Genomic DNA, 26,898 nt, shown 5'->3' on the forward strand with positions numbered 1-26,898 from the left:
GGGACGGGGCGGACTTTCTTCCGCCCCAGAGCTCATGATCTTTCTTCCCCCCTTTGCTCCCGGCGTCATGGCCTTTATTGTGCGCCGGGTCACTCACGGAACCGAATGGGACCGCCTCAGATCATGTCCGCGCCCCCCACTGCGCCGCCCCTCGACCTCGACCCTGGCATTTCCGGGGATCCTATCGACCTGCGTCCCCAGGGCATCGTTGATATTGGATCGAATTCCGTGCGTTTGGTGGTTTACCGGGGGCTGGCCCGAACGCCGCTGCCGATCTTCAACGAAAAAGCCACTTGCGCCTTGGGGCAAGGCTTGGGAGAAACCGGTGTGCTCAACCCGGAGGGGGTTGAGATGGCCCTCCGCGCCGTGCGGCGCTTCAGCGAGTTGGCTGCGCGCATGGGGGTCGAAAAGCTCGATCTGGTGGCCACGGCTGCGGTGCGCGATGCCTGGGACGGCCGCAAGTTTGTGCGTGCGCTCGAACAGATCTCCGGCCATCGGGTCAGCGTACTCACCGGCGAGCAGGAGGCCAAGACGGCGGCTTTGGGTGTGCTGTGCGGTTTGCCCGACGCCGATGGCATGGTCGCCGACCTGGGCGGGGGCTCTTTGGAACTGGTGATGGTCGACCAGGGACGCTTTGGCGACTATGCCACCATGCCGTTGGGGGTGTTGCGCCTGGCGGAGGCTGCGAACAACACCCGCGCGCGGGCGGTGGAGGTCATCGATGACCATTTGTCCGGTCTGCCCTGGCTCGGCAAAGGACGGGGGCGGACTCTCTACGTCGTGGGCGGGGCTTGGCGGACCCTGGCCCGGGTCTGCATCGACCAGTTGCGCTATCCGTTGCATGTGCTCGATAATTTTTCCATCCCCCGAGGCGAAGCCCTGCGGTTGATCGATCTGCTGTCGCGCCTGTCCCGCAAGAGCCTGGAGTCCATCAGCGGCATCAGTCGCAAGCGCTTGCCCCATTTGCCCATGGCTGCGGTCCTGTTGGAACGGTTGGTGGAGGAGGTGCGGCCCGAGACCCTGGTCTTCTCCGTCTACGGCATGCGCGAGGGACGCTATTTTCAAAACCTGCCCGAAGCGGTTCAGGCGCAGGATCCCCTACTGGCCTCCTGTGCCCTGCTGGCCCGATCTGCGGGGCGCTTTCCAGCGCAGGGGGAGGAACTGATGGAGTGGATGGCGCCGCTGTTCCCCGATGAATCCCAAGCACTGGCCCGCCTGCGCAAGGCAGCCTGTCTGATCAGCGACATTTTTTGGTCAGAGCATCCGGACTATCGTGCCGAACAGGCTTTTCATCGGGTGCTGAAGTTGCCCTTTATGGGGTTGAACCATATGGACCGGGCGGGGTTGGCTCTGGCTGTCTTCCATCGCTATGCGAGCGAGGCCACGGATGATTGGGTTATTCGAGCCATGGCCCTTCTGGACGAAGATCGTCAGAAGCGGGTCAAGGCCATCGGTTATGCCCTGCGGCTGGGTCATACCGTCAGTGGGGGGGCTCCGGGGTTCTTGAAGCGCACAGCCTTGATGGCCCAGGACGGGAAGCTGATCCTGCACATTCCGCAGAGCGATCCGGTTTTCTTGCCAGAGGTTTTTGATAAGCGCTTGGATAAACTGGCCAAGGTGCTGGGCCTCTCCGCCCATGTCGAGATGTTGTGATGGGGGGGATCCGCTGTATTCTCTTTGACATGGATGGGACGCTGGTGGACAGCGAGCCCCTGATGGCGCGCGCATACACTGATTTACTGGACACAGGTGATCTGACCGCAGACCAGATCCGCGAAACCTATCGGGGGTGGAAATTGGCGGACACCTTCGCCGACCTGGAACGGGTTTTGGGGATCACCCTGCCTGAGAACTTCCTTGAGACCTACCGGGCTCGGACGGATCAGCTTTTCAGAACGGAGTTGCGGACCTTTGACGGCGTAGAGGCAGCGCTTTCCGACCTGGACATGCCGTTCTGCGTGGCCTCTAACGCGCCCGGCCGCAAGATACGGCTGGCCATGGAGGCCACCGGGTTGAATCGTCTGTTCGGTGACCGTTTGTATAGCGCCTATGACGTGGGGGTCTGGAAGCCCGATCCGGGTCTGTTCCTGGCCACAGCCGAGGCCATGGGGGTTCCCCCTGAGGCCTGCTTGGTGGTCGAGGACAGCCCCCCGGGCTTGGAAGCGGCCCGGGCTGCGGGTATGAACGCGATTCACTTTCAGCCGGAAGAGGGAGAGGATATGGGGTATCCCCGCCTGCGCCACTACCGCGATTTTTCTGGCCTTGTTCGCGAAAACCAGTTCCCACTGTTCCGCTCTAAGGCACTCTAAAATATATATATATCGTTTCCTCAAACATCCGGAAACTGTGCTTCGCAGTTTCCGGGCTCTGCCCAGACCCGCAAAGGGTCACGGACCCTTTGATCCCCAAAGAGGGGTCCGGGGCCTCAGGCCCCAGCCTCGCCAAAGAAGTGGGGGGCGGGGCAAAGCCCCGCGTTTTTCGGTTTTTCAAGGAGACAGAGCATAATTAGAGTGCTCCGGGCCGCAAGGTGGGCGATCTCGTCCGGATGGTGGATAGGGACCCCGTCCTGGTTTTACCCTCGGAGGCCCCGCATCCGCTCATTCCGCCGCCGTAGAACCTCCAACGAGACCAACAAGACCGTCGAGAAAACGATCAGGATCGTCGCGACCGCAGTAATGGTCGGGCTGATGTTCTCGCGGATGCCGCTGAACATCTCGCGGGGCAGGGTGCGCTGTTCCGGCCCGGCGACGAGCAAGACCACCACCACCTCGTCAAAGGAGGTGGCGAAGGCGAACAGCGCGCCCGAGGCCACGCCCGGGGCAATCAACGGAAGCATGACCCGCCGGAAAACCGTCATCGGATCGGCGCCCAAGCCCGCAGCCGCCCGGGCGAGGTTCATGTCGAAGCCTTGCAGGGTGGCGCTGACCGTGATCACCACGAAGGGCGAGGCGAGCGCGGTATGGGCCAGGATCAGGCCCGTATAGCTGGCGGTCAACCCAAAGGGGGCGAAGAACAGATAGAAGCCGACGGCGGTGATCACCAGGGGCACAATCATGGGCGAGAGCAGAACCGCCATGAGGAAGCCCTTGCCCCGGAAGTTGGCCTTGACCAGCCCCAGGGAAGCGAGCGTGCCCAGCACCGTGGCCAAGAGGGTCGAGGCGACGCCGATGATCACGCTGTTTTTCAGGGCGCGGAGCCAGGACTCATCGGTGAAAAAGTCCTCGTACCAGCGTAGGGAAAAGCCCGACAGGGGGTAGGTCAGGAACTGCCCTTCATTAAAAGACAGGGGGATGATGGCCAGGATTGGAGCCATCAGGAAAAACAGGACAGAGCAGGCGGAGACCCAAAGGACGACCAGCCAGATCCATTCCTCGGTCGTGCGGTTGTGGGCAGAGCGCATGGTTCGGTCTCCCTTCCAGAGCATTTTGCGCAAAAGTGGCAGCCGGTTTTGCGCTTAAAAATGGGATAAAAGAAAATCCTAGAGTGGTCCGAGATCACGTTGGGTCACGTCTTGGCCCAACTTGACCCCGAAGATACTCTAGCCGAGTTTGACTTGGTCGGTGCCGATCAGACGGTTGTAGATGGTGTAGAGGATCAGAGTTGCTGTCAGCAGAACCGCGCCCAGGGCCGAGGCCATGCCCCAGTTAACCGTGTCGGAGGTGTAGAAGGCGATGAAATAGCTGACCATCTGATCTGCCGCGCCACCAATCAGGGCCGGGGTGATGTAATACCCAAGGGCGATGATAAAGGTCAGCAAAGTGCCCGCAGCGATGCCCGGCAGGGTTTGCGGCAGGTAGACCCGCAGGAAGGCCACCGTCGGCGGGGCCCCCAGGGAGCGGGCGGCGCGCATGTAGACGGGCGGGATCCCCTTCATCACCGAATAGAGCGGCAGGATCATGAAGGGCAGAAGGACGTGGGTCATGGCAATCAGCACGCCGGCCCGGTTGAAAATCAAGCGAATGGGCGCTTCGATGATCCCCATCCATTGGAGGGCGCCATTCACCAGTCCCTGGTCCTGGAGCAGGACGACCCAGGCCGCAGTACGCACCAGAAGGGAGGTCCAGAAGGGCAGGAGTACCAGGATCATCAGGGGGTTGGCTTTGCTGGGCGGCAGGGTTGCCAGCAGATAGGCGACGGGAAATCCCAGAAGCAGACAGAGGACGGTAACCGTCAGGCTGATACCGAAGGTGCGCGAAAGCACGTTGAGGTAGATGGCTTCGTTTTCCGGCGCGGCGCGTAGGTTGCCCATGGGATCCCGCTCCAGATCAAGGGCTTGGAGGAGGAAGAAGGCCGTGGTGGGGCCGCTGGCCCGGTCGATGGCTGCCCAGATTTCCGGACTGGCCCAGGTGTTGTTGGTCTCCAGGATGGTGGTCTTCCAGGAGGGGGCGTCGTCGGGCAGGGCTCGGGCGGTGCCGAAGATCAGACTGCGCGATCCGGCGAAATCGTAATTCAAGCGGCGGGCGGCGGTCGCAAGGGTCCGGTTGGCCTTGGCCTTTTTCATGTCCTGGGCCAGGGCGGCGAAGACCGCTTCATCTGGTGCCTGGCTGTGGTCGGTCCAGGTCCGGATGGCTTGGGTGGTCAGGGGCCAGACCTCCGACAAGTCCACATCATGGACAGAGCGGCGGAGCATGTCGGCAATGGGCACCACGAAGATGACCACGAGGAATAGCAACATGGGGGCGATCAGCCCGAAGGCTCGCCATTGGCGCATGCGCTCGGCTCGGCGCAGTTTCACCTTGAGGGAAAGTCCATCTTCCATGATCGGTATGCCCTGTCGGTCGTCCGTGGGAAATGCGAAATGGAAACCATCCCAAGGAATGGGAACAGGGTGGTGGGTTCCCACTCCCCGGGGTGGTTTCCTTAAGGGACGCAGGGCCTGGATACCGGTGGGCCATGCGTTCCAAGAGAGGCCAATTAGTTGACGGCGGCCCATTTGTTGAACCGCTCGGTCAGGCGGTCGATGTTTTCCAGCCAGAACGGGGTGGAGATTTCCTGGGCGTTGGCGAGGTTCTCATCCGCCGTCGGCAGGTCCTTCAGTCGGGCCGGATCGATCAGGGCGTTGGCGCCCTTTGCGGGCACACCGTAGGCGATCTTGGCGGGCAACCGGGCCTCGACCTCGGGCTTGCCGACGTAGTCCAGGAACTTGTAGGCGTCGGCTGTGTTCTCGGACCCGGCCAGAATCACCCAGCTGTCGATGGTGAACAGGCTGCCGTCCCAAACGATGCCGAAGTGGCGCCCGTCGTTGTGGTTGGCGGCGTCGATGCGACCGTTATAGACGGAGGTCATGACCACTTCGCCGGAGGCCAGTAGCTGTGGCGGCTGGGCGCCAGCCTTCCAGAACACCAGATCGCTTTTGATGCTGTCGAGCTTCTTGAAGGCCCGGTCCACACCTTCTTCGGTGGCCAGTACCTTGTAGACGTCGGAGGGCTTCACGCCGTCGGCGATTAGGGCGATTTCCAGGGTGGTCTTGGGGCCGGCGCGCAGGGCGCGTTTGCCGGGGTATTTCTTGGTGTCGAAGAAGTCGGCCCAACCGGTCGGGGCGTCGGACAGCTTGTCCTTGTCGTAGCCGAGGACGAAGTCGTAGACGATGGCGCCCACACCGCATTCGTTTACGGCTTCCTTCATATAGGCGTCCTTGCCTCCAATCTTGGCGAAGTCCATGACTTCGAACAGGCCTTCTTCACAACCGAGGGCCAGTTCATCGCTTTCCACTTGGACCACGTCCCAGGTTGATGCCCCTCCCTCGACCTTGGCGCGCAGCACACCGATGCCACCGTCCCAGGATTCGTCGAGCATTTTGATGCCGCTTTCCTTCATGAACGGCTCGAAATAGACTTCCTTCTGGGCATCCTGGTAGGCGCCGCCCCAGGATACAACGGTCAGATCGCGGGCCTGGGCAGAGGAGGCGGCCGCGACAGCGCAAAGCGCCAATGCGGATCCGGCGAGCAGGCGGGACAGAATAGTCATGGTCTAAGGACTCCCTTTGTGAACTGGGTCCTGGGGGACCCGAGGAGAGCGAGGCCAGATCCCGGGGGGATCGATCGCTCGGAATGCAATGGTAAGGACAGGGTAGGGGAAGACTGGCGCGGGGATCAGGCTGTTGCGGTTGGGGGGACCGGGTCCAGGGCGAGGCAATCTTCAGCTGCGAAGGCGACAAACAATTGGTCGCCGGGCTTCGGTTCCTCACGGCCAGAGCGGTAACGCATCTTTACGGTGAAGTCCTCGTTGCCATCCACCTTGGCCCGGACCCGCATATGGTCCCCGTGGTAAATGGTTTCCTCCACCAAGGCGGGCAGGTGGTTCTCGGGGTTGGCGCCAATCCCTTCGATATGCACCTTCTCTGGCCGGAAGGACAGGGAGGTCCGGGCGCCAATACCGCCAACGTTCACGGCCCGGGCGCGGACCGCGCCACCGCCATCCAGGCGAACCTGGGCAAAGCCGTCGGCCAGGGCTTCCACGGTGCCGTTCAGAATGTTGTTTTCGCCGATGAATTGGGCGACGAAGCTGTTGTTCGGGTTTTCGTACAGATCGCGGGGGCTGTCGAGCTGTTGGATGATCCCGTCGTTGAACACGGCCACCCGGTCGGACATGGTCAGGGCTTCGGTTTGGTCATGGGTCACGTAGACAACGGTGATGCCCAGGCGGTCATGCAGGTGTTTGATCTCCATCTGCATATGTTCGCGCAATTGCTTGTCAAGGGCCCCCAGGGGTTCGTCCATCAGCACCAGGCGGGGCTCGAAAACCAAAGCCCGGGCGAGGGCGACGCGTTGTTGCTGGCCCCCGGACAACTGGGCCGGACGGCGTCCCCCCAGGCCGTCCAGGCGGACCATGCCCAGGGCCTTTTCGGCGCGCTCTTCCCGCTCGCTTTTGCCGATATTGCGCACGGACAGGGGAAAGGCCACATTTTCCGCGACGGTCATATGGGGGAAGAGGGCATAGTTCTGAAACACCATGCCGATGTCCCGCTTGTGGGGCGGGGTGTTCTTCAAGGAGGCACCACCCAGGAGGATCTCCCCGTGGGTGGGAACCTCGAACCCGGCGAGCATCATCAGGGAGGTGGTTTTGCCCGATCCCGAAGGACCCAGCATGGTGAGGAATTCGCCGTCACCGATATCCAGGTTCAGGTTTTTCACCACCAGGGTATCGCCGTCATAGGTCTTTCGCACGTCCTTGAACTGGACCAGAGGCTCCGTCGCGCCCATCCACGCTTGTCCCTTAACCAAGAGGTTGCAGTCGACGCCCGCCCGGCGCCCTCTTGGGTACGGACAATGGCACGTTTAAAAATATGGACAAGCGTGGATGCACAAATTTGTCATTTTTGCCTGTTCCTACGAAGAAGACGCACAAAATGGAGGCGATTTTCCTAGGCAAACCGCCTAAATAGGAGGTTGATTTCGATTTTGCTCATGGAGTTTAAAATATCGATCACACATGGGTGCCATGCACGAAATGCGAATCGGGTTGGCTTACACGGGCGATGTCACTCCATTTCCTCGGCCAGGGAGGCGATGATGGGCCAACCGACCAAACCCTCGGGGTCGAGCCCCCGTAGCACATCAAGCATCGCCCGGGCCTCGGGCACCTCCTCGCGCCGCAAGTGGATGAAGGCCAGGGCTTTGAGCGTATAGAGGGCAAAACGCGCAGCCCCCTGGGGGGGGGCCTCCGGCTTCGGCCATGCGCGCCAATCGCCGGGCCAACCGATCTGGCGGGTGGCCTCCGCCAGACCGGCTTCGGCGGCGATTCGCGCTTCTTCCAGACTGCCCTGGTAGGTGTGGATCTTATACAGGCAGTAATAGGTCGGCAGTTCCTCCGGGGCCCTGTCCAGGGCCTCGCGGAACAGGCGTTCGGCCCCTGCCCGGTCGGTGGGGTAAAGGGATACGCCGTCCTGCAGAATCGCGTTGATGGCTGGGGGCAGGTCGCCGAAGTTGATGCCATCGGTCTGTTGTAGCTTCGGCATCTCGATGGTTAGGTCCTTCACTGTGGTCGCCTTTCTTGAGTGGGTGGTGTTGGGGACACAGCAAAAAGCAGGCCGAGGCGGAAACGGCAGGGGGCCGCTGCTGTGCTGTCGTATTTGGGACAAAATTGGTCCTGATTGTCGAAAAGCCGACAGGGACGCTTGGCCTTGCGGCCATCGGGCTCCCGCCCGGACCCGGTTGGAGGCGATGCCTCCAAACCTCCCTTTTCTCTTTCTGAACAATTGCATGGGGGACGTGGATCTGCGGGCGTTCGACGCTGCGGCATGGGCTTTGCTAACCCACCGACCAGTCAAGTCAGTCTCGAAGGAGCATAGCTATGGATGCCATCGAAGATGCCGCCGCGTTCACGCTTCCCCAGGTCTACAAGCGTCATATCTTCGCCTGCTTCACCCAGCGTCCCCCCACCCATCCCCGGGGCAGTTGCGGCTCCCTCGGCGCCCAGCCCTTGTGGGAGCGTCTGAGCGCCAAGTTGGAGAGCGAGGGCCTGATGGGCGAGGTTGGATTGACCGGTTCCGGTTGTCTGGGCTTTTGCTCCGCCGGTCCGCTGATGGTGGTTTATCCGGAAGGGGTCTGGTACCGCCCCAAGTCCGCCGAGGACATTGACGACATCGTCGAAACCCATATGAAGACCGGCGCACTGGTCGAACGGCTTGTGATCGTACCTCAGCGCTGACTGACACCAAGATGCGGTGAGTTTGACACCGCGCCGCTTGGTATTAGGGTATTCCGGGATCAAGTTGGGTCGCTTCTCGACCACAGGACACGACAGTGTCTCGTCTTTTTTGGGCGATTGCCCAAGCCCATTTGGGGGCAAAGCCCCGTGATTGGAAAACACCCACTTTGGAATGCGGTTGGGGGTGCGGCATAGTGGCAGCTTGACGTCCTTCCAGTGTGAAAGCCTTTTCATGTCCACTCCTCCAATCCCGTCCTCTCCCATTCTGTTTCATGCGCCGAAGCTGTCCCAGGATCTCTGGCTGACCGCTTTGCGGGACGCCCTGTCTCCCCGGTCCGTGGTGACCTGGGAGGCGGTGGAGGATCCCGTAGCCATCGACACGTTGATCTCAGCGCGTGAGGTCGCAGAGGTCCTCCCTCATTTACCCAATTTGCGCACCCTGGTGAATTTGACCGCAGGGATTGACTATCTGGTTCCCCTGGAGATCCCTGAGTCGGTTGCCGTGCACCGGCTTATTGACGCGGGCATGGGGGCGCAGATGGCTGAATATGCGCTTCATTGGGCCATCCACTTCCAGCGGGATTTTGATCGCTACAGCGCCACGACCCGGGCCGGGGTGTGGACCCGTCTCACCTACCGTCCGCCGGGGGATCTGCACTGTGGGGTGCTCGGCCTGGGGGTCCTCGGAACCCAGGTGGCCGAGCGCTTGCGCGATGCCGGGTTCTCGGTGAGCGGCTGGTCGCGGTCTCCCCGGATCGTGTCGGGGGTGCAGTGCCTTTCCGGGGCGGAATCACTGGAGCGGTTCCTGTCGGAAACGGAAATTCTGGTGAACTTGCTTCCGGGAACGGCGGAGACCCGGGGAATCCTGAACGGTGCCCGTCTTGATGGCCTGCCCAAGGGAGCGGTCGTCATCAACTTGGGCCGTGGGTCAACCCTGCTCCTGGATGATCTGCTGAACCGCTTGGACGCGGGGCATTTGAGAGCGGCGGTTCTGGACGTGACCGATCCGGAACCGCCTCCGTCCGGACATCCGGTTTGGACCCATCCCCGGGTTTTTCTGACGCCCCATGTTTCCGCCCAGACCCAAATCGGCCCGGCCGTCGCCGTGGTGGCCGAAATCATCGCCGCCAAGGAGCGGGGTGAGGAAGGGGTGGGCAGGGTTTCAGACCTGACCCGAGGGTATTGACCCGGAGGTCTTGATGAAAGCGTTGAGCGGAAAAGCGGCCTCCTTTGCAGCGCAGGTAAAATCACGACCGTCAAAGAATGGTCCTGTCTGGCCTGTCCCTTTGATACCGATCAATGTCCTTCCGTCGAATGGGGAGAATAGTAGGAAAAGCTAAACGGTCGGGCGCGCCGGACCAGGGCCACCGACGGTGGGCGCATCGACATCTATTCGGGAATAACCGCCATGAGCACGCAAGAAGACCTGATGGACGCCTTCGCTGGGGAAAGCCAAGCCAATCGCCGGTATTTGGCCTATGGAGAGCAGGCCGCGAAAGATGGCTTCGACCAAGTGGCCAAGCTGTTCCGGGCAGTGGCTGCAGCCGAGACCATCCATGCGCTGTCCCACTTGAGGGCCGCAGATGGGGTCCAGGGAACCATCGCCAACCTGGATGACGCCATGAAGGGGGAGGAGCACGAATTCACCGAGATGTATCCGGCCATGGTCGCCAAGGCCCAGGCCGAAGGGCACAAACGGGCGGAGCGCTCGATGACCCTCGCCATGAAGGTGGAGAAGGTCCACTACGACCTGTTCAAACAGGCTGCTCAGGCAGTACGGGATGGCGTGGACCTGTTGGATATGCCGATCCGGGTCTGTCCGGTTTGCGGTCATACGGTCATGGGTGATGCACCAGACCATTGTCCGGTCTGCAATGCCAGGGGCGAGCGGTACGCGGAAATCTCCTGAATAAAGCGTTCCGAAAACAGGTGTCATACCAGGGTGCGGTGAGTTTGACTCACCGCACCCTGGAAGCGGCCAAGTGGCCGCCGCGCCTTATGACGCGTAAAAGCCCGCCTGGCGTTTGAACGCAAGAAAAACGGCGTGGGTTTCAACCCGCGCCGCTTGGTATAAGGGCAAAAAAACCGGGCCGCTCTTGGGGAGCGGCCCGGTTTCATTGGGTCATGATTTGCTTGGGGAGAGAGACTCCAGCCAAGTTTTGGCTTGTTACTCGGCGGCCTTGCGGGCCTCGTCCAGCCAGCCGTCGAAGGTGCTCTGGTTCGCCTTGATCCAGGCATCAACGTGACGGTCGATGTCTTCCGGAGAATCCTCGCCGTCGCGCATCCGCAGGTTCTGGGCGGAAATGTCGTTGGCAGACAGCTGCATCACGGAGAAGAGCTTGGCCGCAGCCGGATTGGCCTCGGCGAATTTCTTGTTGGCGAGGATACGCTGATTGTTGGCCTGGAAGCCGTAGTTGCTGCCATCGGGCAGGGAGGTGTCAACGTCCTTGCGCTCGCCGGGCAGTGAGGAGAAGGGCACCTGCAGCCAGGTCACGTCCTTGCCCGGAACCAGAACACCAGAAACCCAGTAGGGGGTCCAGGTGTAGTACAGGATGGGCTCGCCCTGTTTGTAGCGGGTGATGGTATCGGCGATGATGGCCGAGTAGGATCCCTGGTTATGGGTCACGGTGTCCCGCAGACCATAGGCATCCAGATGGTGCTCAATGACCTTTTCGCAGCCCCAGCCGGGGTTGCAGCCCGACAGGTCGGCCTTGCCGTCGCCGTTCACGTCGAACAGGGCGGCGATCTTCGGATCCTTGAGCTGATCAATGGTCTTGATGTTGTATTCGTCGGCGGTCTTTTTGTCGATCAGGTAGCCCTGCAGGGCGCCTGGGGAGTAAACCCCTTCCATGTAGAGCTTGTCGGCCCCACCGGCATTTTTATAGAAGTCAATATGCAGGGGATCCCAGTAATCGGCCATGAAGGTACCATCGCCATTGGCCAGCGCTACGATGGCCGTGGCGTATTCGATTTCCTGGATCGGCTTAACGTCGTAGCCCAGCTCCTCGAGGGCCTTGTCGACCAGTTCGGTCTGGAAGGTTTCCTCGGCAATGGAGGATTTCAAGGGCGTCACCGAGACTCCCTTACCCGGCATGTCCGCAGCCAGGGCCGTTCCCGTGACAAGGGCGGAAGACAGGGCCAGGGTGGCTGCCATACGGCGTGCCGTCTTGGTGGTGAAAGCGATGGTCATTATCCGTGCTCTCCTATTGGTTTCGCCGCTGGAGGGCGGAGGAATGGGGCAGCCCGAGGGCCATCCCGATGGGTGTAAAACGTAGACCCGAGCCGATGTAGGGGGGACCGCTATCGGCTCGGGGCAGATCAAGCCGTTGACTTGCCCGTGATCCGGCGAATAAGTCCAATCGGACCGGTCTCGTACCAATCGAGGTTCCCTCGGTCCCGCTTGGAGACGCCCAGGGCTTGAGTCAGGCGATCAATGATGATGGCGAGAAGGACGATACCAACGCCGCCGACGGTTGCAAGGCCCATGTCGAGGCGACCGATGCCCCGCAAGACCATCTGTCCCAGGCCACCCACGGCAATCATTGAGGCGATCACCACCATGGACAGGGAGAGCATCAGGGTCTGGTTGACGCCCGCCATGATCGTCGGCATCGCAAGGGGAAGTTGGACTTTGTACAGAAGCTGCCGGTCCGAGGCGCCAAAGCTGCGGGCCGCTTCGATCAGATCCCCGGGCACCTGACGGATGCCCAAGTTGGTCAGACGAATCAGCGGCGGCAAGGCGAAGATGATGGTCACCACCACACCCGGTACGTTGCCGATGCCGAACAGCATGACGATGGGCACCAGATAGACGAAGGCCGGGGTGGTCTGCATGGCGTCCAGGATCGGGCGGGTGATCTTGGTGGCCTTGTCGTTCCGGGCCAGAAAGATACCGACGGGAAGTCCAATGACCACGCAGAAGAAGACCGAGGTGAAGACGAGGGCGAGGGTCACCATGGCCTGGTCCCAGGCGCCAATCAAGCCCACGAAGGTCATCGACAGCACCGCGCCGATGGCCATTTTGCGTCCCGCAATCTGCCAGGCAATCAGACCGATCAGAATCAACATCACGGGCGCGGCAACCCAGGTCAGCGCGGATTCAATCCCCGTCAGCACCCCATCAATAGGAATGCGAACGGCTTGGAAAATGAAGCGGAAATGGTCGACAACCCACTCCAGGCCGTGCTCAACCCAGACATCAAGGGGAATGACCGATTCCTTGAACGGATCCCAGAGGTTGAAGGCATGATGGGCCGGAGGCGGAGCGACCTGACTGAGGAAGTCACTGCCGCCGGAACTCGTGGCCGCATCTGCGCCACCGCCACCGCCGCCCCAGGGATTGGCCGCCGCAGGCGCGGCGTCAGGGGCCGCAGCCGGGGCATCTGTCGGGGCTTGGGGCGTGGCCCAGGGGTTGTTGGGTTGATCAGCCATTATTCCGAGCCCTCCCGGTCCAAGGTTTTAAGGAGGACGGCCCGAGAGATCACACCCTTGTACTTGCCCTTGTCGTCGACGACGGGCAGCCCACAGGGGGCGTGGGCCACCTGGGTGATGATCTCGCCGATGGTTGTCTCTCCCGGTATGGCGGGGACGTCCGGTAGGAAGGCACCGTGGATCTCGGGCTTGGGCTTCTTCAACTCCTCCTCCAGGGAGGCGATGGAGACGACACCATGGTACCGCTGGGTTTTGTCCACCACATAGGCGTAGTCTCGGTCCGCTTGACTGAGGCGGGTCAGGGCGGCCCGGACATTGCCTTCGCGGTCGATCATGGTCACCTGCTGCTTGCTGGCCACATCTTTTGCCGACAGCACATTGGTAACGTTCACACCGCGGAAGAAGGACTTCACGTAGTCGTCCGCCGGGTTGTTCAGGATTTCATCGGGGGTGCCCACCTGCACGACGCGCCCGCCTTCCATGATGGCGATTCGATCGCCGATGCGCATGGCCTCATCAAGGTCGTGGGAAATGAAGATGATGGTCCGCTTCTGCTCTTCCTGCAGCGTCAACAGCTCATCCTGCATTTCCGTGCGGATCAGCGGATCAAGGGCACTGAAGGCTTCGTCCATTAGTAGGATGTCGGGGTCATTGGCCAACGCCCGCGCCAGACCGACGCGCTGCTGCATACCGCCGGACAGCTCGTTGGGGTAGCTGTTGGCCCAGGCAGAGAGGCCCACCTGCTCAAGGGCAGAGAGGGACCGTTTATCGCGCTCGCCCTTTTCGATGCCAGACAGTTCCAGTCCGAAACCGGTGTTTTGCAAAACAGTCAGATGGGGCATCAGTGCGAAGGACTGAAAGACCATGCTGATATGCTTGCGGCGGAAGGCGATCAGGTCATTCTCGCTCATCGCTGCGATGTCGACGCCATTGACCAGGATTTCCCCGGAACTCGGGCTGATCAGGCGGTTAAGCATGCGTACCATGGTGGACTTGCCCGACCCGGACAGGCCCATGATCACGAAAATCTCGCCCTTCATGACGGAGAAGTTAGCGTCGCATACGCCGATGGTGAGGCCGGTTTTCTCGAAAACCTCCTCCTTGCTCAGGCCTTCCCGGTAGAGGGAAATGGCCTTTTTCGGTTCGTCGCCGAATACCTTGAAAAGATTGCGGACGACGAGCTGTTCGGTTCCGCTCAAATGGATTGCCCCAGTGTTATAATGATTGATGATGATCGAAGGTGATGCGGTAGAAGGTAGGCAGGTCGTACAGACAAGTCAACCGGCTCTGAGGAATATCATGCGACACAAAGGATGGATCGTGTGAAAATAGAATGGGATAGAGGTCGATTGCGAGGCGATTGAGGATTGTGGGGCTGGTAAGAGTGTATTGTGGATTTTGATCGAGGTAGAGATTTGTTGAGTACTTGTTTGATTTTGAATTTATTGACTTTGGTGGGGTGAAGCCTGTTGGGTTTTCCGGGATCCGGTGGTCCTTCGAGGACACGGCGAGGCAATCGGTTGCCGCAGATTCCGTCCAAATTCGGCCGTGGGTTTGAATATAAAAATAAGAAAATAATAAGAATGTAGACTTTATGTTTGGGCGAATTTGGCTTTATTTACCTTGTTGTCCCAAGTTTGACGATGAAATTTATACTATTGGCCCATTGCCTGCGCAGGGTTATGGATGGATACTTGTATTTCGATGGAAGCTGCTTTGGCGGTGACCTCGACATTGATGCGGGGGCTGCCTTGCTCTGGCAAACAAAGAAAACATTGTTAGGGAGACTGTTTATGACGGGAACAAGGGTGCTGCTGTTGGCGCTTGGGGCGAGTTTGATCGCCGGTTCGGCCTCGGCCGCTCCGCTGTGTGACAAACTGGGATTCGCTGGGTTGCTGGCGAAGTGCAATCGAGGGGAAGAGGTTCACCTGACCTTGGCGTCCGGTAAGCCGGTATACGATGGGGCCGGGCCTGTGATGCTGCAGTCAGGAGCCTATTACAAGCTGATCATCACGGCGGACGGCTCGGCTGAGTTGGCGCTTACCGGTTCGAGTTTTTTTCGGGCCATTTGGATGAATGAAATCGTGATCAACGATGTTGAAATCCGTCCCATGGCCGTTGATTCCATCGAATTCGACGACGAAGGCACCGCCGAATTGTCCTTCATTGCCATTAAACCGGGGACTCATGAGCTGCGCATCCCAGGTTCCAAGGGCGAGGATCAGCGGGTGGTGTTCCAGATCCAATAAGGGGATCCCAAAAAAAGGGGACCAGAAAAAACAAGAAGGAACAGGGATGTGATGAAAACGATCATGCGAACATTGGCGGTATCTGCGGGACTCATTGCTGTGACGGCGCCTGGAGTCATGGCTGGCGAGGTGTCCGAGGAGATCGTGGCGAAGATCATGGCCAATCTCGGCAAGATGCAATGCGAGGTCGATCCCGAGAATATCGAGGCAGAGGGAGACGGCTATGAATTGGATGACGTCTTTTGCGCCGATGGACAATACGACATGGATTTGAACGCTGCCTTGGAGGTCGTTGAAAAACGGAAGGAATAAAGCATTGCATGCAAAAGTGGGGACCGGTTTTGCGCGGCAGCCATGCGACCAACCAAGACTCTGCATTGCACGCAAAAGTGGGTCCCGGTTCCATGCTGTAACCGTGTAGCCATGCGAAAGAGTAAGCCAGACCCCGCTTCCGGCGCTTTTGGGAGGCTGGGTCTGGGCATTTGGGCATGGTTAAACGGGGACATTCTCCAAAAGGATAGACTTCGCGGTTTTTCTGGCGTCGCTGAACACCTGGGGATCTCGATAGATCTGAGCCAAGAGCACGCCGCCGAGCATCAAAACGACCAGTCTATTTGCCAGATCCGGCGGTAATCCCGCGTCATGCAAGGTTTCCTCCAGGATTCCAGATAACCGTCGTACATGGTCTGCGACGGCGTCGTGGATGGGATGGTTCGGCTGTCCAAATTCGGCTGCAGCATTGGTCAGCATGCTTCCCTGGAAGGTCAACTCCCCTAGGGTTGTACCGACGAACCATGCGGATAGTTTATCGAACAAATCAAGAATACGTTTGTCCGCTGGGAGATCTGAATGGCGTAGGACCCCTTCCAACCAGGAGCGGAAAATCAACTCATAGCGGTCCAGGGTTGCCAGGATCAGTTCGTCCTTGGACCGAAAGTGGCGATACAAGGTCATCTTCGCGACGCCAGCTTCGGCGAGGATGCGATCAATTCCCGTGGCATGAAATCCATTTGTGGAAAAGAGACGGAGGGACGTCTCGATTAAGCGCTCTCTTGGTTTTGACTGCACCATGACTCTCCCTTGATCCTTGGGCGTGACACCAAGGCTCGTCTCGCCTTTTCTCGTCGTTGCCACCTGACTGCCCTTTCGTTATAGGGCATACTTTAAGCTAGAATAAACAGACAAGATTTTCTAGCACGAAGTATGGGGTATTTCGACGATTTTTGTTGAGGGGGGGGGATGTGGTGCCCCATAGAGCTGGACAAATGGCGCTAAGCGGTCAGGATGACGATGTTTTTGGGGGAGGAGAATACCACATTTCTAGGGGGCGCTCTCATGGGCGATGCCATTTTGATGTCTGCGTATATGGGGTGTAAGGTTCTTCAATATGCAAACCAGAGTGGTTATCGTTCAAGAATCGGCGGCGATGATTTGGGTTAGCCCGGCGCGATCAACGTGAACGTATCGCATGCCTTGGCCTTGGGGGCGGATGAGTCCCGACCCGCGGAAATCCCCCAAGAGGCGACTCGCGGTTTCCTTGGTAATGCCTAGGATGGCCCCCATATCGTTTCGTGACGGCAGCTCGATCCAACCTTGGGCGGGGGTCTCTTTGGCCGCCCAGCAGGCCAGGTCACTCAGAAAACAGGCCAATCGGCGTCGGCCACTTCCCATGGAATAATTTTTGAGCCATCCATCGGCCCGCTGAACGGCCTGGTGCCAGTGGTGGATCATTTGGGTGGCCATCCACTCGCGGTTTTCCATTGCCTTGCGCACCATGGGCAGGGGCACCCGGCAGACCTCGACCTCTGTCAAGGCGATGGCCGTATGGTCGCAGGGGGTGTCGAGGAGAGCTTCCAGAGCCAGAAGATCGGACCGTCTGGCAAGGCGGACAATGCGATAGGATCCATCGGGCAGGTATAGTTCTTGTTTGACGATGCCCCTGCGGATGATGAACAGGGCATTGGGGCGATCTTCAGCGTGGTACAGGGGCTGCCCGGCTGGGGCGATAAAGTCGGGAACGCTCGGGGCAATCTGGTCCAATTCCTCGGGCGAGAGGTGGACGAACAGGGCATTTTGGCGAACCACGCAGGCCCGACATCGAGCGATCCGCCCTTCGCAAACGGCCCCACCATTTTTGCTAAGAGAGTCGATCGTCCCGTCTTGCCCTGCCGGTAATCCCGTCATGGTCCCATCGCCTTTCGCCTTATCTCATGGGGTGATTTGGAATGATTTTCTCCATCAAGGTCAGGATGCCCTTTTCCTGGCGGGCCTGGATCAGGGTTTGGGGATGCCCCAGGCTTCGGCGCGGGTGTCGTCGCTGGCCTTGGCCTCGACCCAATGGGCTCCATCGGGGGTTTCCTCCCGTTTCCAGAACGGTGCCTTGGTTTTCAACCAATCCATCAGGAAGGAACAGGCTTCGAAGGCCGCATCCCGATGGCTGGACGCGGCGCAGACGAGGACGATTCGGGCCCCCGCTTCCAGGCGTCCATAGCGGTGGATGATCAAGGTGCCAGCCAGCGGCCACCGCTTCTGGGCCTCGGCCTCGATGGTCTCGAGTTGGCGTTCGGTCATGCCTGGGTAGTGTTCCAGGGTCATGGCGCCGATCGTTGCTTCGCCCGCGCCGTCCTGACCGCGCACCAATCCGGTGAAGGTTGCCACGGCTCCGGCGCCTGCCAGGGCGGCTTGCCGCTCAAAGGAAGCGATTTCCGCCCCACTGTCGAAATCCTCGGACTGAACGCGCACGACCATGGGGTCAGCCTCCGGTCATGGGGGGGAAGAACGCGACCTCGGCGGCTCCGGCAATGGGGCTGTCAGGCTGGGCCAAATCCTGGTCGACTGCAGCCCGCAAACGGCTGAGGTCGCCCAGGCCCTCCCGGTGCCCAGGGCTGCGCTCTGCGAGCCAGGCGGCCAGGGCGGAGACGGTGGTGACGTCATCGGGAGGGGAGACCGTTTCAGAGTCAATGCCCACCTTTTCTCGGACCCAGGCGAAATAGAGTACGTTCATGGGAGAAAGAGTCCTTTTTAACATATCTCACGGCAGTCTGCTGTGCGGACGGCTGATGGGACACACGCCTTCGGCGTGATGGGATGGGACACACGCCTTCGGCGTGGTGGCGCGGGCTTGGTCCGGCGCCCGGTCGGGCGCTTGGGGTGATCTATTCTCCGGTCCAGCCCAGCAGGCTGCGGAAAAGCTCCTTTGTCGTCATCCCAGCTTTCGCGCTAAGGGAATCACGTTTCTCTGTGTCGCTCCGAAGTTAAGTAATACGTTGTTTTTACTCGTTATCCCCGTGAAAACGGGATCCAGGGTTGATTTCTGTGGTATCGGTGACCTGCGCTCCTGTCGCGTCAACCGCATAGGTCCGTTGTCCCCACCCTGGATTCCCGCCTGCGCGGGGATGACGTTTTCGGAGAGTCTTGGGACGGTTTCCGCACTTTCTAGGTTTCGCCGTTGGTCCAATCGCCTGATTTTCCGCCGCTTTTGGAAACCACGCGAATATCGGTCAGGCGCATCCCCTTATCCACGGCCTTGCACATGTCATAGACGGTCAGCCCGGCCACACTCACGGCAGTCAGGGCCTCCATCTCCACCCCCGTGCGTCCCTTCAGACGGCAGGTGGCGGTGATCTCCACCCGGTTGGCTTCCGGATCCGGGAGCAGGTCCACGGTGACCTTCGTCAAGGCCAGGGGGTGGCAGAGGGGGATCAGGTCCGGGGTCCGTTTGGCGCCCATAATCCCGGCCAATTGGGCCACGGTCAACACATCCCCTTTCTTCAGGCCCCGGTCCATGATCAGTCGCAGGGTCTCCGGCGCCATTTCCACGGCACCTTTGGCCACGGCGACCCGGTCCGTTTCGTCTTTGGCCGAGACGTCGACCATGACCGCATTGCCCTGGCCATCGAAATGGGTCAACCCGTCGGCGAAGGAGGGGGTGTCGGAAGAAGGCTCAGTCATGTTTTACAGCTTTCGGGAGTCGGGGACGAGGGTGCGGGCGACCTGGGCTGTGGCCCGGGTCCGGGCCTTGGCCAGGTCGTTTGGTGTATTGACGTTCAGGAAAGGGTCTTCCGGCCCCAGATCATCGCAGTTGACCAGAAGAACACCCGTTTCCTCGAAGACGGATTTTAGGGAGGCGCCCCCCTCCCGGCAAGCGCGGGCTGCCACGGCGGCAGCGCGCCCCCCCACGGGCCATAGGGCCAACGCGTGGTGGCGTCGCTTCTTGAAGACGGGAAGGGCCACGGGCAGTTCTGCCGGATCCCTGTTCCCAAAGGTCCCGTCCAGGGCCACAGACAGGCGGTCGATGGCCTCTGGCCGGACGAAGGGGGTGTCTGCGGGCAGGGTGAGCAGGCGTTTGGCCCCTTGTCCCTCGGCCCAGTCCAGCAGGGCGGCGATGGCGGCGATGGGACCCATGCGCGGACCTGGCCAATCGATCACTTGCGGAAGACCCAAAGGCTCCCATTGGGGATCTTCGGCATGAACAGACAGGGCCCGGGGACCGACCCGCCCTTCAACCGCCGAAAGGGCCCATTGGGCCATGGGCTGTCCGGCCAGTTTCAGCAGTCCCTTGGCTGTCCCCCCCAAGCGTTTGCCTTCCCCCCCGGCGAGCAGGCCCAGGGCCACCCGGTCTGGGTCAATGGCCATCCGCGAGGAATCCCCAGAGGTCGTATTCGTCGGACTCTTCGACGGTGGCCAATACGATATCCCCAGGTGCGACGTTGGTCTCGCCGTTGAGGTAGAAGCTGCCGTCGATCTCCGGCGCGTCCCCTTGGGTGCGGCAGATGGCGCCGTCCTCGTCCACTTCGTCGACGATGATCTGCAGGGTTTTGCCGACCTTGGCGGCCAGCCGTTTTTCGCTGATGGCCTGTTGGGCGGCCATGAAGCGGTGCCAGCGCTCCTCTTTGACCTCGTCGGGAACGGGGTCGGCGAGGGCATTGGCCCGGGCGCCCTCCACGGCCTCGTACTGGAAGCAGCCCACCCGGTCGAGTTGGGCCTCCTCCAGCCAGTCGAGCAGGCGTTGGAAGTCGTCTTCCGTCTCGCCGGGGAAACCGACGATGAAGGTCGAGCGCAGGGTCAGCTCCGGAACCTGGCTGCGCCAGGAGGTGATGCGCTCCAGAACCTTCTCTTGGGCGGCGGGGCGCTTCATGGCGCGCAGCACCCTGGGGCTGGCGTGCTGGAAGGGGATATCCAGATAGGGCAAGACCTTGCCCTCGGCCATGAGCGGGAAGATCTCGTCCACATGGGGATAGGGGTAGACATAATGCAGGCGGGTCCAGATCCCCAATTCGCCCAGAGCCTCGCAGAGCTCGGTCATGCGGGCTTTCACCGGACGGCCCCGCCAGTCGCTTTCGGCGTATTTCAGGTCCACACCATAGGCGCTGGTGTCCTGGCTGATCACCAGCAGTTCCTTGACTCCGGCGGTGGCAAGGCGTTCGGCCTCGGCCAGGACGGACCCGGCGGGACGGCTGGCCAAGGGGCCGCGCAGGTCGGGAATGATGCAGAAGGAGCAGGAATGGTCGCAGCCCTCGGAAATCTTCAAATAGGCGTAATGACGCGGCGTCAGGCGGACACCCTGGGGCGGCACCAGCGACGTATGGGGGTTGTGCGACGGCGGCGCGGCGTCGTGCACGGCCTTGACCACCTGCTCGTACTGATGCGGGCCGGTGACGGCGAGCACATTGGGATGGTGGGCGCGGATATTGGCCTCGTCCCCGCCCATGCAGCCGGTGACGATCACTTTGCCGTTTTGCTCCATGGCCTCGCCGATCGCGTCCAGACTCTCGGTCTTGGCGGAATCCAGGAAGCCACAGGTGTTCACGATGACGACGTTGGCGCCCTCGTAGGTGGGGGCAACCTCGTAGCCTTCGGCGCGCAGGCGGGTGAGGATCCGTTCGGAATCCACCAGGGCCTTGGGGCAGCCCAGGCTGACGATACCGACCTTGCGGGGGTCATTCTTCATGGCGTCTCGCGAACTCAAGTGGGGATGGGGGACATATAGGCCCCCATATAGGCCCCTTGGCCCCGCCTTGACTAGATCCCGTCCGCCTTTCCCCCATCGGATTTTGGCAAGGTCATGACGGCCACTGCCAGGGCGACTGCGCCAAAGGTAGACAGGAGGCCGAGGAAAAGCAGGACCAGGAACAGCGGGCCATCCCCCGTCGACAGGGCCAGGGAGCGGATCTGTCCGACATCGAACGCGAGGAGTCCACCGCCGACAACCAGCGTGGCGGCGACTGATCCGATCAAGTGGTTGCGGAGACTCCGCAAGAAGAGGCTGCCTCCGGATTCGTTCTTAGCCTGATCCATTGGAAGTCCTTTGTTTCTCTGGATTTTCTATTCCGTCGATTGATCTGTCAAAAGGGGCCTTTTCACCCCATGGGCGTGTTTCTTCGTTGTCGTCGCGCCGCTCAAGGTGAGACAGTTTGGGCCAATCGGTTCGAGGATCAAAGGCGATGCAGGGCAGAAGCATACAGAAATCGGTACGACGTGTCGCGCGCTGGTTGACCGTTCTGGCTGTGATATCAGAGGGGGGGGGCGTTGCCTGGGCTCAGGGCGCGGCAGACGGGTCCCTTCCCCTGGTCCGGGGCGTTTTGGAGGCACCGGAGATCGCGACCCTGTCCGCCGAGGTGCCCGGGCGTCTTCTGGCCCTTGCCCCCCGGGAAGGGGATCGTTTCGCCAAGGGGGATGAGCTCGCCCGATTCGACTGTACCCCGCTGGAAGCCCAGTTGCGTTCTGCGGAGGCGACCTTGCGGCGGGCCAATCTGGAATTGGGCAGTCGGGGGCAATTGGCCAAGCTCGGATCCATGGGCAAGCTGGATGTGGGCATTGCCGCCGCCGACGCCGCAGCGGCCAAGGCCGAGGTTGCTTTGCGCCGCTTCCAAGTCGAGAAATGCGTGGTTCTCGCCCCCTTCGATGGGTGGGTGGTCGCCCGCCGGGCCAATGCCCACGAGGTCCTGTCCCCCGGGGAACCCATTCTGGATATTATCGGCGGAGGGACGCCCATCGTCCGTATGATTGTGCCTTCTGTCTGGTTGAAATGGCTGAAGCCGACTTGGCCTTTGACCTTCACCATCGACGAAACCGGCGCCTCCCTGGCCGCCAAAGTGGTCCGCCTGGGGGCCCAGGTGGATCCGGTCAGTCAGACCGTCCCCGTCTTCGCCCGGCTTCAGTTGACCGAGCGGGATCCTGTCCGCCCGGGGATGAGCGGTTCGGCTGAATTCCAACGCCCTGACGCCGGTCAAGTGGACGCGGCTCAATGACCGCCGTGACCACAAGGACCAAGGGGACCACGGGGACCAAGGGGACCACGGGGACCACAGGGAGGACAGGGACCACGGCCTCACCGGAGCTGAACGTCACGGCCTTGTTGCTCCGTCTTCTGAGCGAGGCCCGACGGGTCCCCACCCAGGATGCCCTGGCCTTCTTGATGGGCGATGACACCCGTTCCCTGATCGGCTATCGACGGCTGACTGTGCTGGTTCCTGGCTCTGCCGCCCGCCTGGGCGACCGTCCCCGGGTTCGAGCGGTTTCCGGGGTGTCGATCCTCGACCGGTCGGCCCCCTTCCTGTCCTGGGTGGAGGCGGCCGCAGCGGCCATCCGCGATCGCAAGCCAGAGGAGGGCGCCCATTTGGTGGGGGTCTCCGACTTGCCCGAAGGACTGAGGCCTGATTGGCGGGACATGGGCGCGCCGGTGGTGTGGTGGGTTCCCTTCCCTGACCTGGGAGCCGGACGGGATGCTCTGGTCGGAGGCGGACTCTGGCTGGATCGGGATGCCCCGCCAACCCAGGCGGAAATCGTGCTGATGGAGAGCCTGATAGAGGCCTATGCCCATGCCTGGCTGGCCTTGGACCAGCCCGGACGATTGGGCGGGGGCCGGAGGCGGGGTGGGGGCCGTCGTTTGGCCCGGTCCTTGGCCCGTCCCCTGGTCTTGGGTGCGGTTGTCCTGGCCTTGGCCGCCCTTTTCCTGCCCGTGCCCCAGTCGGCCCTGGTCCCCGCCCGGGTGGCGGCCCGGGATCCCTTGGTGGTTACCGCGCCCCTGGACGGGGTGGTGGCCGAGGTGCCCGTCGCCCCGAACCAAAGGGTGGAGGTGGGAGATCTGTTGGTTCGCTATGACGACACAACCCTAAAAGGGCGCCACGCCGTGGCCGAAAGGGGGGTGGACGTGGCCCGGGCCGAATTGCGCCAAGCCGAACAGCGGGCCTTTGGCGAGCGGGAAGGGGCGGCGGATGTGTCTCTGCTGCGTGCTCGTTTGGCCAAGAGCGAAGCGGAATTGGCCCTGGTGGCCGAACAGCTTTCTCGGGTGGAGGTTCGGGCGGACCGGGCCGGTGTGGTGATCCTGGAGGATCCGGATCAATGGGTTGGCCGACCCGTGGGCACGGGCGAGCGGATCCTCGACGTTGCGGATCCGGACAAGGTGCGGCTGGAAGCGGATCTGCCCGTGGACGCGGCCCTGGTGACCCGGCCCGGCGCGCCCTTGCGGTTGTTCCTGGACGGGGACCCGCTGACCCCCTTGTCCGGGGAATTGGAACGTGTGGGCTACCGTCCCCGGATCACCGATCGGGGGATCGCCGCCTATAAGGTGGTGGGCCGTCTGGAGCCGGAAGAGAACGGGACGGTCCCTCGCATCGGCCTGACGGGGACGGCTCGGATCAGTGGGGAGAAGGTGCCCCTGGTTCTCTACCTGTTCCGGCGGCCCATCGCGGTTCTGCGCCAACGCCTGGGCTTTTGAGGAGAGGGGTGATGGAAGGCACCGTGAATTTGCCGGAAGTCTTGCCGCCCCTGCGCCGGGATTTGCGCCTTTTGCCTGCGGCTCCAGAGCCGGGGGGGGCGCCCATGTGGACCATCCATGACCCGGTGCGCGACCGGTTCTTCAAGATCGGCGCCCTGGCTCGGGATCTGCTCGCCCGGTGGTCGGCGGGGAAGCCCGTGGCGTTGCTTGCAGACGTGACGCGGGCCCGCCCGGAGGACCTGTCGGCGTTGATTGGCTTTCTCTTCGCCAACGAGCTGTTGGAAATGGGTGGCGCCCAGGCCCGGAGCCAACGGCTGGAGCGCCTCGCCCGGTCCAAGCGGGGTTGGGGCGGGCGCCTGCTGCATGGCTATCTGTTCCTGAGGGTCCCCTTGGTCCGGCCCGATCGTTTCCTGAACCGGGTGGTGCCGGTGCTTCGCCCCTTGTTGACCCGGAGGACGGCTTGGCTCATCGCGCTTCTGGGGCTTTTGGGGGTGCTGCTGACCCTGCGCCAGTGGGACCTGTTTCTGACCACGGCGGTGGATACCTTCACCTTGGATGGGCTGGGGGCCTTCGGTTTGGCCCTGATCGGGGCGAAGGTGCTGCACGAGACGGGGCATGCGGTGGCGGCCAAGGCCTTGGGGTGCCGGGTGCGGGCCATGGGGGTGGCGTTTTTGGTGCTCTGGCCCGTGCTTTACACGGACACCACCGATGCCTGGCGATTGACCAACCGGCGCCATCGCTTGCTGATTGGCGCTGCGGGGATGCTGGTCGAGCTGTCCTTGGCCTGCTGCGCGACCTTGGCATGGGCGCTGCTTCCCGACGGCCCGCTGCGGGGAGGGGCCTTTGTCCTGGCCTCGGTGACCTGGATCTCCTCGCTGGCGGTCAACCTCAACCCTTTCATGCGCTTTGATGGCTATTATCTGCTGTCGGACCTGCTAGGGGTGGATAACCTGCAGCAGCGAAGCTTCGCCCTTGCCCGCTGGCGCATGCGTCGGATCCTTCTGGGGTTCCGGGATGCGGCGCCTGAGGTCATGGACCGGGGTCGCCGTCACGCCTTGATTGCCCATGCCTGGGGCACCTGGATCTATCGGTTCTTTCTGTTCCTGGGCATTGCCTTTCTGGTCTATCACCTGTTTTTCAAGGTCCTGGGGATTTTCATGATGATGGTCGAGATCGTCTGGTTCCTGGGACGCCCCATCTGGTCCGAGGTTCGGGTCTGGGCGCAGAGAAAGGACGAGGCGCGCTGGACCGTGGGCGGTCTGATAGCCCTGTTGAGTGGCCTTGGTTTGGTGGCCCTGCTGCTCTTCCCTTGGCGGGGGCAGGTGACGGCTTTCGCCCTGTTGGAGGCTCCCCGGGCCACGGAGATCCGTGCCCCCTTTGCCGCGCGCCTTGAGGCACTGGCCGTGGTGGACGGCCAAGAGGTGACCAAGGGACAGCTGTTGCTCCGCTTCGGCAATCCGGATACGGCCCACGCCCTGGCGGGAGCCGAGGCAGAGATCGCCGGTTTGCGCCTTCGCCTGGACCGGGTGGCTGCGGACGCCGACAGTCTGGCCGTCGAACCGGTCATGCGCGAAGCCCTGGCCGAGGCCCTGGCCCGAAGGGACCTGCTGGTGGAATCCGAGCAGTTGCTGACCGTGACCGCACCCCATGGAGGGATTGTCCGGGACCTGAACCCGGACCTGGAAGTGGGCCAATGGATCCGCCCGCAGGGGGATCCCTTGGCCCGAGTCGTGTCCAGCGCGGGCGGGCAGGTCGTCGCCTTCCTGGAAGCCCGGGACCTGCCCCGGCTCGAACCGGGGGTGAAGGGAACCTTCCGCTTCGATGATCCGGCCCGCGCGCCCCTGACGCTCCGCTTGAAGGAGGTCGAGCAGACAGCCATAACGACGCTGGCCGATCCGTCTCTGGCGGCGGCGCATGGGGGAAGGCTACCCACGCGGACGGCACCCGATGGGCGGTTGGTGCCGACGGAACCCTTTTACAGGGCGCGTTTGGTGGTGGAGGGGCAGGGGATAAACGTGCTACGGGAAGAGTGGGGGCGGATTGCCTTGCCTGGAGAACGGGCGAGTTTGGCTGGGCGCTTCCTGCGCCACGCCCTGGCGGTTCTTGTGCGGGAGAGTGGATTTTGACGGGAAAAGATCAGACCTTGGCCGAGCTCTTCGACCGGTCCCTAGCGGCAGCCCTGGCAAAGCGGGATCTGACGGCGGGAGAGACTCCGCCGTCGGAGGAGGAGGGGCGGGCGCTGTTCCTGGCCGGACGTGGGCGGGACCTGCTGGCCGCACCCTTGCCGCCGGAGGCCCTGGCCTATCTTGTGGAGGGTCAACGGCGGGTGGCCGACCGGGCCTTGCAGATGACCTATCCGGACGCGGAATGCCGCTGGATCCGGCGGGCGGCCGTTGAGGGGGAATCCCAAGCGGAGTCTTCCCAGCTTTCCCCTGTCCAGGCCATGCTGGTGGTCGCTCAGGGACGGGACCGCAGGGAGCTCCGTTTGGTGGATTTGGTGGTGCTGCCCGAAGCCCAGGGTCAAGGTTTGGGCCGCGCCCTGGTCGAGGCGGTCCTGGTCCTGGCCGACAGCCTGGGGGTGGAGGCCCGCTTGGACGTCCACCCCGGCAACGAAAAGGCCCGGCGCCTCTACGAAGGGCTTGGTTTTCAGGCGAATCTGGGGACCCAAGGGGACCGTGAGATGATTTCTATCCCCATGGTCCGCCCCCATGGTCCGCCCCAGGCCTGAGTTTCACTCTAGTCGTCATCCCCGTGAAAACGGGCATGACGGAAACTTGAAGTCACCGGATGAATTTCGGGTTGGGCTCTTCGTCCGGAGCCCACCCTTCGTCCGGAGCCCGCCTTTCGTCC

The 26,898-nt window shown here is 61.9% G+C and carries 27 protein-coding genes; 11 read left to right on the forward strand and 16 right to left on the reverse strand.

What is annotated here, in order from left to right; genetic code table 11:
- Positions 1–123 precede the first annotated feature (123 nt).
- Both ACLIRY_RS16325 and ACLIRY_RS16330 read left to right on the forward strand, forming a co-directional pair.
- Complete coding sequence (locus ACLIRY_RS16325) at positions 124–1,653, forward strand: Ppx/GppA family phosphatase (protein ID WP_413206477.1); 1,530 nt, start codon at positions 124–126, stop codon at positions 1,651–1,653.
- Positions 1,653–2,309 carry an HAD family hydrolase gene (locus ACLIRY_RS16330; protein WP_413206478.1) on the forward strand — a complete coding sequence of 219 codons (657 nt, stop codon included), beginning with the start codon at positions 1,653–1,655 and terminating at the stop codon, positions 2,307–2,309. Before ACLIRY_RS16325 ends, ACLIRY_RS16330 begins: the two co-directional genes overlap by 1 nt.
- 263 nt (positions 2,310–2,572) lie before the next feature.
- On the opposite strand, the gene ACLIRY_RS16335 is transcribed toward ACLIRY_RS16330, so the two are convergent.
- The 5 genes from ACLIRY_RS16335 to ACLIRY_RS16355 form a co-directional block, all read right to left on the reverse strand.
- Positions 2,573–3,400, reverse strand: a complete 828-nt coding sequence (locus ACLIRY_RS16335; protein ID WP_413206479.1) for an ABC transporter permease — start codon at positions 3,398–3,400, stop codon at positions 2,573–2,575.
- Between the two features lie 138 nt (positions 3,401–3,538).
- On the reverse strand, positions 3,539–4,759 hold the full coding sequence (locus ACLIRY_RS16340) for an ABC transporter permease (protein ID WP_413206480.1): 1,221 nt from the start codon (positions 4,757–4,759) through the stop codon (positions 3,539–3,541).
- A 155-nt stretch (positions 4,760–4,914) separates the two neighbouring features.
- Positions 4,915–5,967, reverse strand: coding sequence for an ABC transporter substrate-binding protein (locus ACLIRY_RS16345; RefSeq protein WP_413206481.1), 1,053 nt, complete (start codon positions 5,965–5,967; stop codon positions 4,915–4,917).
- Between the two features lie 125 nt (positions 5,968–6,092).
- Entirely contained in the window at positions 6,093–7,202 is a 1,110-nt protein-coding gene (locus ACLIRY_RS16350) for an ABC transporter ATP-binding protein (protein WP_413206482.1), read from the reverse strand.
- 278 nt (positions 7,203–7,480) lie between these two features.
- Complete coding sequence (locus tag ACLIRY_RS16355; protein WP_413206483.1) at positions 7,481–7,957, reverse strand: tetratricopeptide repeat protein; 477 nt, start codon at positions 7,955–7,957, stop codon at positions 7,481–7,483.
- A gap of 335 nt (positions 7,958–8,292) precedes the next feature.
- Here ACLIRY_RS16355 and ACLIRY_RS16360 point away from each other — a divergent pair, with 335 nt between their 5' ends.
- The 3 genes from ACLIRY_RS16360 to ACLIRY_RS16370 all read left to right on the forward strand — a co-directional run bounded on the left by ACLIRY_RS16360 (position 8,293) and on the right by ACLIRY_RS16370 (position 10,558).
- Positions 8,293–8,649, forward strand: a complete 357-nt coding sequence (locus ACLIRY_RS16360) for a (2Fe-2S) ferredoxin domain-containing protein (RefSeq protein ID WP_413206484.1) — start codon at positions 8,293–8,295, stop codon at positions 8,647–8,649.
- A gap of 232 nt (positions 8,650–8,881) precedes the next feature.
- Positions 8,882–9,835: a 2-hydroxyacid dehydrogenase gene (locus tag ACLIRY_RS16365; protein ID WP_413206485.1), complete on the forward strand. Its 954-nt coding sequence runs from the start codon at positions 8,882–8,884 to the stop codon at positions 9,833–9,835.
- 222 nt (positions 9,836–10,057) lie between these two features.
- Positions 10,058–10,558: a rubrerythrin family protein gene (locus ACLIRY_RS16370; RefSeq protein WP_413206486.1), complete on the forward strand. Its 501-nt coding sequence runs from the start codon at positions 10,058–10,060 to the stop codon at positions 10,556–10,558.
- A 258-nt stretch (positions 10,559–10,816) separates the two neighbouring features.
- Here the strand turns inward: ACLIRY_RS16370 and proX are convergent, their stop codons facing one another.
- From proX to proV, 3 genes are all read right to left on the reverse strand, one after another.
- Positions 10,817–11,839 (reverse strand): glycine betaine/L-proline ABC transporter substrate-binding protein ProX, encoded by a 1,023-nt coding sequence (gene proX / locus ACLIRY_RS16375; protein WP_413206487.1) that lies wholly within the window; start codon positions 11,837–11,839, stop codon positions 10,817–10,819.
- A gap of 128 nt (positions 11,840–11,967) precedes the next feature.
- On the reverse strand, positions 11,968–13,080 hold the full coding sequence (proW, locus tag ACLIRY_RS16380; RefSeq protein WP_413206488.1) for a glycine betaine/L-proline ABC transporter permease ProW: 1,113 nt from the start codon (positions 13,078–13,080) through the stop codon (positions 11,968–11,970).
- On the reverse strand, positions 13,080–14,279 hold the full coding sequence (proV, locus tag ACLIRY_RS16385; RefSeq protein ID WP_413206489.1) for a glycine betaine/L-proline ABC transporter ATP-binding protein ProV: 1,200 nt from the start codon (positions 14,277–14,279) through the stop codon (positions 13,080–13,082). Before proV ends, proW begins: the two co-directional genes overlap by 1 nt.
- A gap of 594 nt (positions 14,280–14,873) precedes the next feature.
- On the opposite strand from proV, the gene ACLIRY_RS16390 reads away from it, so the two are divergent.
- Both ACLIRY_RS16390 and ACLIRY_RS16395 read left to right on the forward strand, forming a co-directional pair.
- Entirely contained in the window at positions 14,874–15,329 is a 456-nt protein-coding gene (locus ACLIRY_RS16390; RefSeq protein WP_413206490.1) for a hypothetical protein, read from the forward strand.
- A 51-nt stretch (positions 15,330–15,380) separates the two neighbouring features.
- Entirely contained in the window at positions 15,381–15,641 is a 261-nt protein-coding gene (locus ACLIRY_RS16395; protein ID WP_413206491.1) for a hypothetical protein, read from the forward strand.
- 180 nt (positions 15,642–15,821) lie between these two features.
- On the opposite strand, the gene ACLIRY_RS16400 is transcribed toward ACLIRY_RS16395, so the two are convergent.
- From ACLIRY_RS16400 to ACLIRY_RS16435, 8 genes are all read right to left on the reverse strand, one after another.
- Complete coding sequence (locus ACLIRY_RS16400; protein ID WP_413206492.1) at positions 15,822–16,400, reverse strand: TetR/AcrR family transcriptional regulator; 579 nt, start codon at positions 16,398–16,400, stop codon at positions 15,822–15,824.
- Between the two features lie 339 nt (positions 16,401–16,739).
- Positions 16,740–17,513, reverse strand: a complete 774-nt coding sequence (locus tag ACLIRY_RS16405; protein ID WP_413206493.1) for a Crp/Fnr family transcriptional regulator — start codon at positions 17,511–17,513, stop codon at positions 16,740–16,742.
- Positions 17,514–17,603: 90 nt separating this feature from the next.
- Positions 17,604–18,077: a molybdenum cofactor biosynthesis protein MoaE gene (locus ACLIRY_RS16410; protein ID WP_413206494.1), complete on the reverse strand. Its 474-nt coding sequence runs from the start codon at positions 18,075–18,077 to the stop codon at positions 17,604–17,606.
- A gap of 4 nt (positions 18,078–18,081) precedes the next feature.
- Positions 18,082–18,333, reverse strand: a complete 252-nt coding sequence (gene moaD / locus ACLIRY_RS16415; RefSeq protein ID WP_413206495.1) for a molybdopterin converting factor subunit 1 — start codon at positions 18,331–18,333, stop codon at positions 18,082–18,084.
- Between the two features lie 431 nt (positions 18,334–18,764).
- Complete coding sequence (gene moaC / locus ACLIRY_RS16420) at positions 18,765–19,280, reverse strand: cyclic pyranopterin monophosphate synthase MoaC (protein ID WP_413206496.1); 516 nt, start codon at positions 19,278–19,280, stop codon at positions 18,765–18,767.
- 3 nt (positions 19,281–19,283) lie between these two features.
- Complete coding sequence (locus ACLIRY_RS16425) at positions 19,284–19,964, reverse strand: molybdenum cofactor guanylyltransferase (RefSeq protein WP_413206497.1); 681 nt, start codon at positions 19,962–19,964, stop codon at positions 19,284–19,286.
- Positions 19,954–21,279 (reverse strand): 30S ribosomal protein S12 methylthiotransferase RimO, encoded by a 1,326-nt coding sequence (rimO, locus tag ACLIRY_RS16430; RefSeq protein ID WP_413206498.1) that lies wholly within the window; start codon positions 21,277–21,279, stop codon positions 19,954–19,956. The genes ACLIRY_RS16425 and rimO overlap by 11 nt, the downstream gene beginning before the upstream one ends.
- Positions 21,280–21,350: 71 nt before the next feature.
- Entirely contained in the window at positions 21,351–21,626 is a 276-nt protein-coding gene (locus ACLIRY_RS16435; protein WP_413206499.1) for a hypothetical protein, read from the reverse strand.
- Between the two features lie 146 nt (positions 21,627–21,772).
- On the opposite strand from ACLIRY_RS16435, the gene ACLIRY_RS16440 reads away from it, so the two are divergent.
- Genes ACLIRY_RS16440 through ACLIRY_RS16455 form a run of 4 tightly spaced genes read left to right on the forward strand, consistent with a single transcriptional unit; the run spans position 21,773 to position 26,776 of the window.
- Entirely contained in the window at positions 21,773–22,579 is an 807-nt protein-coding gene (locus tag ACLIRY_RS16440) for an efflux RND transporter periplasmic adaptor subunit (protein ID WP_413206500.1), read from the forward strand.
- Positions 22,576–24,048, forward strand: a complete 1,473-nt coding sequence (locus ACLIRY_RS16445) for an efflux RND transporter periplasmic adaptor subunit (RefSeq protein WP_413206501.1) — start codon at positions 22,576–22,578, stop codon at positions 24,046–24,048. Before ACLIRY_RS16440 ends, ACLIRY_RS16445 begins: the two co-directional genes overlap by 4 nt.
- 11 nt (positions 24,049–24,059) lie before the next feature.
- On the forward strand, positions 24,060–26,174 hold the full coding sequence (locus ACLIRY_RS16450; protein ID WP_413206502.1) for an HlyD family efflux transporter periplasmic adaptor subunit: 2,115 nt from the start codon (positions 24,060–24,062) through the stop codon (positions 26,172–26,174).
- Positions 26,171–26,776: a GNAT family N-acetyltransferase gene (locus tag ACLIRY_RS16455; protein ID WP_413206503.1), complete on the forward strand. Its 606-nt coding sequence runs from the start codon at positions 26,171–26,173 to the stop codon at positions 26,774–26,776. The genes ACLIRY_RS16450 and ACLIRY_RS16455 overlap by 4 nt, the downstream gene beginning before the upstream one ends.
- Positions 26,777–26,898 lie beyond the last annotated feature (122 nt).

Source organism: Rhodospirillum sp. A1_3_36 (genome assembly GCF_047263945.1).
Lineage (GTDB): Bacteria > Pseudomonadota > Alphaproteobacteria > Rhodospirillales > Rhodospirillaceae > Rhodospirillum.